The sequence below is a fragment of the Kocuria sp. NBRC 114282 genome, assembly GCF_030268385.1.
Taxonomy (GTDB): Bacteria; Actinomycetota; Actinomycetes; order Actinomycetales; family Micrococcaceae; genus Kocuria; species Kocuria palustris.
The window spans coordinates 61,786-73,707 of the sequence record NZ_BSQO01000005.1; the positions used below are offsets into that span (position 1 = coordinate 61,786).

Sequence of the window (11,922 nt, forward strand, 5' to 3'; positions counted from 1 at the left end):
GCAGAAGGAGACCCCCATGATCTTCATCGTCGTGAAGTTCCCCGTGAAGCCCGAGCACTCGGCCCAGTGGCCGGAGATCTCCCGCGAGTTCACCGAGGCCACCCGCGCCGAGCCCGGCAACCGGTTCTTCGACTGGTCGCGCTCGGTCGAGGACACCAACGAGTTCGTCCTGGTCGAGGGCTTCGACGACGACGCCGCCGAGGCCCACGTGAACTCGGATCATTTCCAGAAGATGCAGCAGGAGTTCCCGCAGTACCTGGCCGCCACCCCGCAGATCATCTCGGAGCAGATCAGCGCCGACGGCTGGGGCGAGATGGGCGAGATCAAGGTCGACTGACCCACGCCGTCATGCGGAGTGACGTGCATCACAGGGGCGTACTCTGAGCCTGCCGCGCTTCGGCCGCGCTCGTGCTCTGCGTGGTCCATGCCTTCCGCGGCTTCGGCATGATCGGCGGCGCCTGCTGAGCTGAGCCGACCCCGTCGCCTGCATCGGCTGGCCCCGTGAAGTGCGCTGAAGGACTCCGTTGTCCTGGACACACGCATCCTTGAGGAGGAGCCATGTCGAAGATCGTCATCCTGGGCGGCCACGGAGCCGTCGCCATGATCGCCGGGCGCAAGCTGGTCGAGGCAGGGCACCAGGTCACCTCGGTGATCCGCTCCGCCGACCAGAAGACGGAGATCGAGGCCATCGGCGCCACGCCGCTCGTCCTCGACCTGCAGGAGGCGAGCACCGAGCAGCTCGATGCCGCGATCGCCGGCCACGACGCCGTCGTGTGGGCCGCCGGAGCAGGCGGGGCTGGCCCGGAGACCACGTTCGCCGTGGACCGCGATGCCGCCCAGCGCTCGATCGACGCCGCGCAGCGCGCAGGCGTCAAGCGCTACGTGATGGTCTCCTACCAGGGCTCCACGCTCGAGCACGGCCTGAGCGAGGACCACGGGTTCTACCCCTACGTTCAGGCCAAGGCCGAGGCGGATGAGACCCTGCGCCGCTCCGACCTGGACTGGACCATCCTGGGCCCCGGCTTCCTCACCGACGACGAGCCGACCGGCACGATCGGACTCGGCCCCCTCGAGGAGTTCGGCGGCGACCGCGAGTCCGCCGGACCGAACGGGGAGCGGAACATCTCCCGCAGCGACGTCGCCCAGACGATCGTCGACGCCCTGGACATGACGGAGACCGTCGGGAAGTTCATCGAGTACGGCCGCGGGGACACCCCCATCCGCGAGGCGCTCGCGCGCTGATCGGGCTCGCCCCGGTCGATGAGGCTCGCCGAGCTTCCGTCAGGACCCGACGGCAGCCGGCGGGCCTCAGCTCACCTGCATGCCCGTGGCGATCATCGTCGCAGCGAACAATCCGAGTACTCCCAGGACCAGCCCGACGATGCCGCCGATCAGCAGGAACGGCGAGACGACGCCCGCCACGACCCACACCAATGATCCGATGACGGTGAACCATGCGGCGGGCCGAGCGGCACGGGAGACTGCGGCGGACATAGAAGGTGACAGGCCTCGCTGAGATCGGGACGGCGCCTCACTGCAGTGCCGCGACGTGGGACAGTATCCGCATGAGAATCCTGTCGACCCTGATCACCATCGTCATCACCCTGGTGGTGGCCAACCTCCTGCTCGGCGGAGTGCAGAACTCGTTCCTGCGCATCGCCGCCGTCATCGTGATCGCGCTGATCGTGGGCGCCATCGTGAACCGCGTGATCCCCAGCGGCCCGAGCCGCAGCCCCGAGCGCCGCCGCTGATCAGCGCTGACGGCTGGGGTCAGTCGTCGCTCGCCGCCTCCGGGGTGGTGTGCCCCTCGAGCAGCCCCGCATCTCTGCCGCCCCCGAGAGGCCGATTCCGCACCTCTTCTTCATCGAGTGGGAGATTCCCCGCCGATTGCGCGTCGACGCGGTGCAGAAGCGGCCAGTCGCGGCGCTTGCGGTGAGGAATCGGCCACTCGTCGAGTTGACGGTGGCAGGGACGGCGGGACCGGGACGACGGGGCTGTGGCCGCCTCGAAGGCGGTGCGCCCCGGTGCGGGCGTCGGTGTGACATTGGATACTGGGGATATGACTCGACGCGTGATCATCGACTGCGATCCGGGCGTGGATGACGCCCTGGCCCTCATGCTCGCCCACGGCAGCTCGGAGCTGGACGTGACCGCGGTGACCGTGGTGGGCGGCAACCAGACCCTCGAGAAGGTCACCCGCAACGCCCTGGCGCTGACGGAGGCCATCGGCCTGGACGCGCCGGTGGCAGCCGGGGCCGCGGACCCGCTCGAGCGCCAGCCGCAGACCGCCGGCCACGTGCACGGCGACACCGGCCTGGGACAGCTCGTACTGGCCGAGCCGCAGGCGCAGCTTTCGGACGAGCACGCGGTGGACCTCATCATCCGCGAGCTCCGGGCGGCCGAGCCGGGCACGCTGACGCTGATCGCCCTGGGCCCGCTGACGAATCTGGCGCTGGCGGCGCAGAAGGCCCCGGAGGTCGTCGAGCGCGTCCGCGAGGTCGTGCTCATGGGCGGGGCGATCGCCGACGGCAACATCACGCCCGTGGCCGAGTTCAACATCGCCGTGGATCCGGAGGCCGCGCGCATCGTCTTCGCCGCAGGCTGGCCGGTGACCATGGTGGGCCTGGACGTCACGCACCAGGCCGTCGCCACGCAGGACATCGAACGATCGTTCGCGGATCTCGGCACCGACGCAGGACAGATCGCCGTGGACCTCATCTCCAGCTACCGGGCGGCTTATCAGGACAACCAGGACTTCTCGGATCCGCCCTGCCACGACCCCGTGGCCGTCGCCGCCGTGATCCGCCCCGAGCTGCTGACGCTGCGCCGCGCGCCGATCGACATCGAGTGCTCGGGCGAGCTGACCACCGGCATGACCGTCGTCGACCGGCGCGGCCCGGAGGACCCGGACCTGCTCACAGCCGCCGCCACGGGCCTGGACGTCGACGGCTTCTGGGAGCTCGTCCTGGAGGCCACGGCTCGGCTGCAGGTCGGCGAAGGCGCCCTGCCGGAAGCCCAGCGGCGCATCCCTGAGATGGTCGAGACCTCCGACGGCGGAACGCAGGACACCGACGACAGCCACCAGCCAGGAGCCGCACGATGACCGACCGCTACCCCGCCACCGACGGCGACGTCGTCATCATCGGCTCGCTGAACGCCGATCTGGTGGTGCGCACCCAGCGCCATCCCGAGCCGGGCGAGACCGTCCAGGGCGGCCCGCTGAGCACGGCTCCCGGCGGCAAGTCGGCCAACCAGGCCGCCGCGGCGGCTCGGCTCGGCGCCCGTGTGCGGATGGTCGGCGCGGTGGGCGATGACCCCCACGGCCAGATGCTCCTGGAGTCGCTCGAGGGCCACGGCGTGGACACCGCCCACGTCGCATCCCTGTCAGACACCGCCACCGGCACCGCCGTCATCACCGTCTCCGAGGACGGCGAGAACACGATCGTCATCTCCCCCGGCGCCAACGGAGAGGTCGCCCCGGAGCGCATCACCCCGGAGCTCTTCGACGGTGTGCGCACGCTCGCGCTGACCTTCGAGATCCCGGCCGAGACCGTGATCGCCGCCGCCCGCGCAGCGCACGACGCCGGCGTGACGGTCGTGCTCAACCCCTCCCCCTTCCGCCAGCCCGAGCCCGAGCTGCTCGAGCGCACCGACCTGCTCGTGGTCAACGCCCACGAGATGGCGCAGCTCAGCGGCACCGAGATCCCCGACGACGACTCGCAGTGGCAGCGCGCCGGGCAGCGCCTGGCCGAGACCACCGGAGTGGCGGATGCCGTCGTGACCCTGGGCCCGGACGGCGCGGTCCTGATGCGCACCCGCGACGGGCGGACGCAGGCGCAGCGGGTCGCCGGTCATCGGGTGCAGGCGGTCGACACCACGGGCGCAGGCGACTCCGTGACGGGAACGCTGGCCGCAGCGCTGGCCGCCGGCGCCGAGCTCCCGGCGGCCGTCGAGCTGGCCATGCGCGTGGGCGCGATCGCCACGCGCAGCGAGGGCGCGCAGCCGTCGTACCCGTCCCGGGCGCAGCTGGACGAGCTCTGAGCGGTACCGGACGAACTGACCACAACTCGGTCAATCGCGTGACCGGCCCCACGTGGGCTGACTACTCTGAGAGGCATGACTGATCGCGCGGGCACCGTCGCCCTTCCCGAAGACCTCGTCGACCTCTCCGAGCTGCTCGAGGCCTACGCCTCGCGCACCCCGGATCTCTCGGATCCCGGCCAGCGGGTCGCCTTCGGCACCTCCGGGCACCGCGGGTCCTCCCTGAAGTCCTCGTTCAACGACGCCCACATCGCCGCCATCACGCAGGCCATCGTGGAGTACCGCGCGCAGGAGGGCACCACCGGCCCGCTGTTCATGGGCCAGGACACGCATGCGCTCTCCGCCGTGGCCCAGGACACCGCCCTGCAGGTGCTGGCCGCCAACGGCGTGACCGTCCTGCTGGACTCCCGCGACGGCTACACGCCCACCCCGGCGCTGTCGCACGCGATCCTGACCTACAACAAGGACCGCGAGCGCGATCTCGCCGACGGCATCGTGATCACCCCGTCGCACAACCCGCCGGCCGACGGCGGCTTCAAGTACAACCCCACCCACGGCGGCCCCGCCGACACCGACGCCACCGGCTGGATCGCCGATCGCGCCAATGAGCTGCTCGAGGGCGGCAACGCAGACGTCAAGCGCATTCCGCTCGAGGAGGCGCGTGCCGCGGAGACCACCCAGTCGTTCGACTACCTGGACAGCTACGTCTCCGCGCTGCCGGAGATCATCGACCTCGAGGCCATCAAGCGCGCCGGTGTGCGCATCGGCGCAGACCCCATGGGCTCGGCCTCGGTCGCGTACTGGAAGGAGATCGGCGAGCGCTTCGGGCTGGACCTCACCGTGGTCAATCCGGAGGTCGACCCCCAGTGGGCGTTCATGACCCTGGACTGGGACGGCAAGATCCGCATGGACTGCTCCTCCCCCAGCGCCATGGCCTCGCTCATCCAGCAGCGCGACAAGTACGACATCGCCACCGGCAACGACGCCGACTCCGACCGTCACGGCATCGTCACCCCGGACGCCGGGCTGATGAACCCCAATCACTACCTGGCCGTGGCGATCGACTACCTCTTCGCCCACCGCGACGGCTGGCAGGAGGACGCCGGGATCGGCAAGACGCTGGTCTCGTCGTCGATCATCGACCGCGTGGCCGAATCGCTGGGCCGCCGCCTGGTGGAGGTCCCCGTGGGCTTCAAGTGGTTCGTTCCGGGCCTGCTCGACGGCTCCCTGGGCTTCGGCGGCGAGGAGTCCGCCGGTGCGTCGTTCCTGCGCAAGGACGGCTCCGTGTGGACCACCGACAAGGACGGGATCATCCTGGCGCTGCTGGCCGCGGAGATCATCGCGGTGACCGGCAAGACCCCGTCGCAGCGCTACGCGGAGCTCACCGAGCAGTACGGGGCCCCGGTCTACCAGCGCATCGACGCACCCGCCGATCGCGAGCAGAAGGCGGCGCTGAAGAAGCTGTCGCCCGAGCAGGTCACCGCCGAGACCCTGGCCGGCGACCCCATCACGGCCAAGCTCACCGAGGCTCCCGGCAACGGCGCGCCCATCGGCGGGCTCAAGGTCACCACGGACCGCGCCTGGTTCGCCGCGCGCCCGTCGGGCACCGAGGACGTCTACAAGATCTACGCCGAGTCCTTCGTGGACGAGGAGCACCTCAAGCTCGTGCAGCGCGAGGCCAAGGCGCTGGTCGACGGCGTGATCGGCTGACCCTTCGGAACTGACGACGCACATGGGCGCCCCCTCGGTCTCGAGGGGGCGCCCATGTGCGTCCTGGACCTCGCATGCCCGGTTGGTGACGGATCTGCACCCCATCAGCGGTGATGGGGTGCAGATCCGTCACCAACCGCGTCCCCTGGAGGGATCCGCTGTCCGGGCGGCGTCCCTGCCGGCTGGACAGCGCTGACGCCGCACCAGCGCAGCCCATCAGGTGCGATGGGGCGCGCTGGTGCGGCCTACACGGCGTCGCAGGGCGGCAGCGCCTCGACGGATCCGTCGGCGCCCGTGCGCGTGGGATACCTGCCGATCACCAACGCCACCCCGCTGCTGATCGGGCACGCCAACGGCTACTACGAGGAGGCCGGCGTCCCGGTCCAGGCCCCAGTGCTGTTCCGCAGCTGGTCCTCGCTGGCCGGGGAGTCGATCGCGATCCCGGCCTGGTGGTCCGTGCACAACGTGGTCGTGCAGCAGATGCTGCGCGGCGCCGGGCTCACCCCGATCATGCGCCGCACCCCGTCGGCGGACGAGGGCACCGTGCAGCTGCTGTCCATGGCGCCCTCGGACATGCTCCCCGCCCTGAACAACGGGGTGATCGGCGGATACACGGTGGTCGATCCCTTCAACGCGGCCGCGGCGGCGCAGTCCGTCGGCGGGATCCAGCGCTTCCTGGGCGATGCATGGCGCGATCACGTGTGCTGCGTGGTGCTGCAGGACGCTGCCACGAGCCTGTGGCGGCTGCTGTGCGGATTGGCGATCGCGGCGGTCTGGCCAGTCGCGCTGAACACCGCCTCCGGCGTGGCCGCGCTGGATCCGCTGCATGTGCGAGTGGCCCGGACTCTGCGGGCCACCCGCCCGGAGATCCTGCGCGCCGTGGTGCTGCCGAGCATCCGCCCCTTCACCATGACGGGCGTGCGCCTGGCGCTGGGCATCGCGTGGGTCGTGATCCTCCCGGCCGAGATGCTCGGCGTGTCCTCGGGACTCGGCTATGAGATCCTCAATGCTCGCGATCGCCTGGCCTACGACGAGATGCTCGTGGTCATCCTCCTCATCGGGCTGATCGGCATCGCGCTGGACGCCCTGGCGCAGTGGCTGCTGCGCGAGCGCTCGAGAGGCTGATCGCATGGAGCTCGCCCAGCTGCCGGGCCTGGCACTGATCTGGATGGTCGCCGTGGCGGCACCCGGTCCGGACATGGTCCTGGTGCTCCAGCAGTCCATCACGCGCTCGCGCCGGGCCGGTCTGCTGGCGGCGCTCGGCATCACGACGGGGGCGACCGTCTGGCTGCTCGGCGCCCTGTTCGGGCTCTCCGCGCTGCTGCAGGCTCTGCCCTGGCTGATGAGCTGGCTCGAGCTGCTGGGCGGTCTCATGCTGATCCTCATCGGCGCCACCGGTCTGCGGTCCTGGCGGGCCGCGCGCCGACGCGGCGCCTCCTCGGACGCCACGACCGCGCAGCAGCAGGCTGTCGGACGGGACCGCACGGCCGCTCCTGCCGGAGCGGATGCCTATCTGCGTGGCCTGGCCACCAACCTGTCGAACCCCAAGGCGCTCGTGTTCTTCGGGGCGATCTTCTCCCCGTTCCTCACCAGCAGGATCGTCAGCCTCCAGACGGGGATCGTGGTCGGGACCCTGATCGTGCTCACCGTCGTGTGGTTCGGGCTCATGGCGCTGGCGGCCTCGCAGCGGCGACTCGCCCCGGTGATCGACCGCTTCCGCTCGGGCTTCGACGTGATCGCCAGCTGCTTCTTCATCGCCGTCGGCCTGGGCTTCGTCCTCACCGCGCTCGTGCACCTGCTCGGCTGAGCCGCCTTCCCCCGACAGGCCGTGACGACGACACGACTTCCCGACGGCCGCCGCATCGTCGCGGTCGGGGCCGTCGCGGGCCCCGGCCTGCGGCTACTCTGATCCGCGATCATCGCGCGTCCGCCTCCACGGCTCGCGCCCCCGCTCACTCCTCCAGGAGATCGCCCATGAGCAGCTCCGCTCCCCGGCCGGACCAGCACCGCTCCGGCCCCGACTCGTCCCCCAGCTCCGACTCGTCCCGTGACCCGGAGGCCTCCCGCCGCACCGAGGAGGCCACCGCCGAGCGCGGCTTCCTGGCCAGGGCCGGGCTGAGCTGGTCGCTGCACGGCGACGGCCGCAACGTGGCCGCCGGCGCCGTCGTGCACCCGCAGCAGCGGCTGTCCTGGCCGCGCACCATCGGCATCGGCGCCCAGCACGTGGTGGCCATGTTCGGGGCGACCTTCCTGGTCCCGCTGATCACGGGCTTCCCGCCGTCGACCACCCTGTTCTTCTCCGGGCTGGGCACGATCCTGTTCCTGGTGGTCACGCGCGGGCTGGTCCCGTCGTACCTGGGCTCGTCGTTCGCGTTCATCGCCCCGATCTCTGCGGCCATCGGCCAGTACGGCCCCGGCGGCGCGCTGGGCGGCGTGGTCATGGCGGGCGCCGCCCTGTTCCTGATCGGCGTGATCGTGCAGGTGGCCGGCACCGGCTGGCTCTCAGCGCTGATGCCCCCGCTGGTCACGGGCACGATCGTGGCGCTGATCGGCTTCAACCTGGCCCCTGCGGCCAAGGACAACTTCATGCTCGCGCCCACCACGGCGCTGGTGACCCTGCTGGCGATCATCCTCACGTCCGTGCTCTTCCGCGGGATCCTGGGCCGGCTGTCCATCCTGGTGGGCGTGGTGATCGGGTATCTCACGGCGGTGGTGCGCGGGGAGGTCGATTTCTCAGCGATCAGCGCCGCCTGGGAGGCCGAGGGCCTGCTGGGGCTGCCGCAGTTCCATGCCCCGGAGTTCCACGTCTCGCTGATCGGGCTGTTCGTGCCGGTGATCCTGGTGCTCGTGGCCGAGAACATCGGGCACGTGAAGTCGGTGGCCCTGATGACCGGTCAGGACCTGGATCCCGTGCTGGGGCGCACGATCATGTCCGATGGCCTCGCGACCATCCTGGCCGGCTCCGGCGGCGGCTCCGGCACCACCACGTACGCCGAGAACATCGGCGTCATGGCCGCGACCAAGGTCTACTCGACGGCCGCCTACTGGGTCGCGGCGATCGTGGCCCTGCTGCTGTCGTTCTTCCCGGTCTTCGGCGCCGCGATCGCCACGGTTCCGCCGGGCGTGCTGGGCGGTGCCGCCACGGTGCTCTACGGCATGATCGGCATGCTCGGCGTGCGCATCTGGGTGCAGAACCGCGTGGACTTCTCCCACCCGGTGAACCTCACGACGGCAGCCGTGGCCATGATCATCGGCATCGCCGACTACACGTGGGATGCGTTCGGGATCCAGTTCGCGGGCATCGCCCTGGGCACCGCGGCCACCCTGGTGGTCTTCCACGGCATGCGCGGGATCGCCCTGTGGCGCGGCACCGCCGGCGGCGATCCGCTCACCCCGGACCGCGCGAGCACCCCGCACGACCAGGCCTCCCCGCTCGGCTGACCCTTCCCCGCACCGCCGAGTGGATCCCCAGTTGCGCTGTTCGCCCCGATAGCGCAACTGGGGATCCACTCGGCGCAGTGAGGGGGGGGGTTAGGGGCGGGTGCGCAGCTGTCCGGGCTGATCGAGCACGCGGCGGATGGCCTCCACATCGACCTCGCTCACCGTGGCCGGCGACCACTGCGGCTCGTCCTGCTTGTCGATCATGGTGCAGCGCACGCCCTCGGCGAAGTCCGGGGAGACGATCGTGTCCGCGGCCAGCGCCAGCTCGCGCTCCAGGCACTCCTGCAGCGACTCGGCCTCCGCCCCGCGCTCCAGCAGCTCCCACGTGCGCACCAGCGACGACGGCGACGCCCCCGCCAGGTCCTCGGCCGGGGCCTTGACCAGGATCTCGCCCAGGGTGTCCGCACCGTAGAGCTCCTCGATCTCCTCCCAGCGCTCGGGCAGCGAGGCCTCCGGGATGCCGTCGTTCTCCCCCGGGCCGGCCGAGTGCTCGGCGACGGCGGCGGCGACGCCGTCACTGACCACGGCCTCCTTGAAGGCCTCGAGCCGCGACTCAGGCACGAAGTTGTCGGCCAGCCCGATCGCCAGCGCGTCCGGCCCGGAGATCCGAGCGCCGGTCAGGCCCATCCAGCGGCCTACGCCCAGCGACGGACCGCGGCCCAGCAGCGAGACCCGCGGCAGGAACCACGAGGCGCCGATGTCCGGGAAGAATCCGATCGCCGTCTCCGGCATGCACATCACGGTCGTGTCGGTGACGATGCGGTGCGAGCCGTGCACGGAGATGCCCATGCCGCCGCCCATCGTGTAGCCCTCCATGACCGCGACGTACGGCTTGGGGTACTGCGCGATCACCAGGTCGAGCGAGTACTCGTCGGTGAAGGCGGCCACGCCGTCCTCGAAGCGGTCGTCGAGCACGGCGTCGCGGATCTGCCGGATGTCGCCGCCGGAGCAGAAGGCGCGCGGGGCGGAGGTGGTCACGAGCACCTGGGTGACGGCGTCGTCGTCCCGCCAGGCCCACAGGGCCTCCAGCATGTCGCGGTACATGCGCGCCGTGAGCGCATTGAGGGCCTTGGGGCGGTCCAGGACGATGATCCCGGTGCCGTCCCGCACCTCGGTGCGCACGTAGGCCTCGGAATCGGGGGCGGGTTCGCTCGCTGCGTTCTGCGTCATGATCACCACAGTAGGAGCGCGCACCTGCCGGGAGGCAGAGCCCGACGGCGGTTGCCGCCGCAGTTCCCGTCGACGGCCCCCTCAGCCGATCAGGCGCCCTTTCATCTCCGGGAGCAGGAGCCCGGCGATCGCCGCGATCGCGAAGGCCGCCGAGAACACCCCGAAGACCACCGGCATGCCGCCGGCGACGAACAGCACGGGGACGATCAGGGGCGCTGCGATCGAGGCGATGCGCCCCACTCCTGCCGCCAGCCCGGTGCCGGTGCCGCGCAGGGACGTGGGGTAGAGCTCGGGGCCGATCGCGTAGAGCGTGCCCCAGGCCCCGAGGTTGAAGAACGACAGGCAGCACCCGGCCGCGATCACCGCGGCCTCCGAATCCGCCAGCCCGAAGCCGATGGCGGAGGCAGCCGAGCCCGCCAGGAAGACCACCAGCGTCACGCGCCGTCCCAGGACCTCGATCAGCCACGCGGCCATGGCATAGCCGGGCAGCTGGGCGAGCGTGATGATCAGCGTGAAGCCGAAGGAGCGCACCAGGCTGTAGCCCTGCTCGACCAGCAGCGACGGGATCCACGTGAACGCCCCGTAGTAGGCCAGGTTGAGGCAGAACCACACCGTCCACAGCGCGAGCGTGCGCCGTCGCAGCCCAGCGGCGAAGATCGACGACGGCTGCCCCTGCTCGGGCTGTCCCTGCAGCGACGGATCTGCCGGTGCCTCGACCCTCGCGGAGTCGATCGCGGCTGCGGGCCGCTCGGCGGACCGGATCTCGGCCTCATCGCGCGCCGCCTCGACGGCCGCGGCGTCGTCGTGGTCGGAGCCCTCCCGGCGCCCGCCGTCGGTCTCGAAGTCGCGCACGACGCGCTCCGCCTCGTCATACCGGCCGCGCGATTCCAGGAAGCGCACGGACTCCGGCAGCCCGAATCGGACTACCAGGGCGTAGAGGGCCGGCACCGCCCCGAGAGCCAGGGCCCAGCGCCAGCCGGAGTCTGAGGCCGCGACCACGAAGTACCCGATCGCCGCGGCGGCGATCCAGCCCAGCGCCCAGAACGCCTCGAGCCACACGACCACGCGGCCGCGGATGCGCCGCGGCGCGAACTCGGACACGAGCGTGGAGGCCACCGGCAGCTCCGAGCCCAGGCCGAGGCCCACGAGGAAGCGCAGGATGATCAGCGCCGTCACCGACATCGCCAGCGCGCTGGCCCCGGTCGCCAGGCCGTAGACCAGCAGCGTCAGGCTGAACACCGCTCGGCGTCCGATCCGATCCGCGAGCAGACCGCCCAGCGAGGCCCCCAGCGCCATGCCCAGGAAGCCCGCCGAGATGATCCAGGACCGGGTCTGCGCGTCGAGGCCCCACTGCTGTGCCAGGGCGGCGATCACGAAGGAGATCAGGCCCACGTCCATGGCATCCAGCGCCCAGCCGATGCCGGAGGCTCCGAGCAGCCGGCGATGCCGCCCGTTGAAGGGCAGCCGGTCGAGGCGCTCGGTGCGCGTGGGGCCATGGACGGTCTGCGTGTTCACGAGCCTGCTCTCTGTGGGGGCGTGCCGGGGTCGGCCGCACGGATG

Annotated in this window: 12 protein-coding genes; 9 read left to right on the forward strand and 3 right to left on the reverse strand. The window is 71.2% G+C overall.

What is annotated here, in order from left to right; genetic code table 11:
* Positions 1 to 16 precede the first annotated feature (16 nt).
* Both QSJ40_RS09690 and QSJ40_RS09695 read left to right on the forward strand, forming a co-directional pair.
* The gene (locus tag QSJ40_RS09690) at positions 17 to 337 is read left to right on the forward strand and encodes a putative quinol monooxygenase (RefSeq protein ID WP_006213633.1); all 321 of its coding nucleotides are present in this window, start codon (positions 17 to 19) and stop codon (positions 335 to 337) included.
* Positions 338 to 558: 221 nt separating this feature from the next.
* A complete protein-coding gene (locus QSJ40_RS09695) occupies positions 559 to 1,242 on the forward strand; it encodes an SDR family oxidoreductase (protein ID WP_006213634.1) in 684 nt (227 codons plus the stop codon).
* A gap of 66 nt (positions 1,243 to 1,308) precedes the next feature.
* Here the strand turns inward: QSJ40_RS09695 and QSJ40_RS09700 are convergent, their stop codons facing one another.
* The gene (locus QSJ40_RS09700; protein ID WP_006213635.1) at positions 1,309 to 1,494 is read right to left on the reverse strand and encodes a hypothetical protein; all 186 of its coding nucleotides are present in this window, start codon (positions 1,492 to 1,494) and stop codon (positions 1,309 to 1,311) included.
* Between the two features lie 71 nt (positions 1,495 to 1,565).
* Between QSJ40_RS09700 and QSJ40_RS09705 the strand changes: the two genes are divergently transcribed.
* The 7 genes from QSJ40_RS09705 to QSJ40_RS09735 all read left to right on the forward strand — a co-directional run bounded on the left by QSJ40_RS09705 (position 1,566) and on the right by QSJ40_RS09735 (position 9,192).
* Positions 1,566 to 1,751, forward strand: coding sequence for a hypothetical protein (locus QSJ40_RS09705; protein WP_006213637.1), 186 nt, complete (start codon positions 1,566 to 1,568; stop codon positions 1,749 to 1,751).
* 308 nt (positions 1,752 to 2,059) lie between these two features.
* Positions 2,060 to 3,103 (forward strand): nucleoside hydrolase, encoded by a 1,044-nt coding sequence (locus QSJ40_RS09710; RefSeq protein WP_006213638.1) that lies wholly within the window; start codon positions 2,060 to 2,062, stop codon positions 3,101 to 3,103.
* Entirely contained in the window at positions 3,100 to 4,041 is a 942-nt protein-coding gene (locus tag QSJ40_RS09715) for a ribokinase (protein ID WP_006213639.1), read from the forward strand. The genes QSJ40_RS09710 and QSJ40_RS09715 overlap by 4 nt, the downstream gene beginning before the upstream one ends.
* 75 nt (positions 4,042 to 4,116) lie before the next feature.
* Positions 4,117 to 5,751, forward strand: a complete 1,635-nt coding sequence (pgm, locus tag QSJ40_RS09720; protein WP_006213640.1) for a phosphoglucomutase (alpha-D-glucose-1,6-bisphosphate-dependent) — start codon at positions 4,117 to 4,119, stop codon at positions 5,749 to 5,751.
* Between the two features lie 225 nt (positions 5,752 to 5,976).
* Positions 5,977 to 6,876 carry an ABC transporter substrate-binding protein gene (locus QSJ40_RS09725; RefSeq protein ID WP_006213641.1) on the forward strand — a complete coding sequence of 300 codons (900 nt, stop codon included), beginning with the start codon at positions 5,977 to 5,979 and terminating at the stop codon, positions 6,874 to 6,876.
* 4 nt (positions 6,877 to 6,880) lie between these two features.
* Positions 6,881 to 7,558, forward strand: a complete 678-nt coding sequence (locus QSJ40_RS09730; RefSeq protein WP_285730601.1) for a LysE family translocator — start codon at positions 6,881 to 6,883, stop codon at positions 7,556 to 7,558.
* 293 nt (positions 7,559 to 7,851) lie between these two features.
* Entirely contained in the window at positions 7,852 to 9,192 is a 1,341-nt protein-coding gene (locus tag QSJ40_RS09735; RefSeq protein ID WP_285730706.1) for a uracil-xanthine permease family protein, read from the forward strand.
* Positions 9,193 to 9,282: 90 nt separating this feature from the next.
* On the opposite strand, the gene QSJ40_RS09740 is transcribed toward QSJ40_RS09735, so the two are convergent.
* The gene (locus QSJ40_RS09740; RefSeq protein ID WP_285730603.1) at positions 9,283 to 10,362 is read right to left on the reverse strand and encodes an enoyl-CoA hydratase/isomerase family protein; all 1,080 of its coding nucleotides are present in this window, start codon (positions 10,360 to 10,362) and stop codon (positions 9,283 to 9,285) included.
* 81 nt (positions 10,363 to 10,443) lie between these two features.
* On the reverse strand, positions 10,444 to 11,877 hold the full coding sequence (locus tag QSJ40_RS09745) for an MFS transporter (protein ID WP_053446795.1): 1,434 nt from the start codon (positions 11,875 to 11,877) through the stop codon (positions 10,444 to 10,446).
* Positions 11,878 to 11,922: the final 45 nt, after the last annotated feature.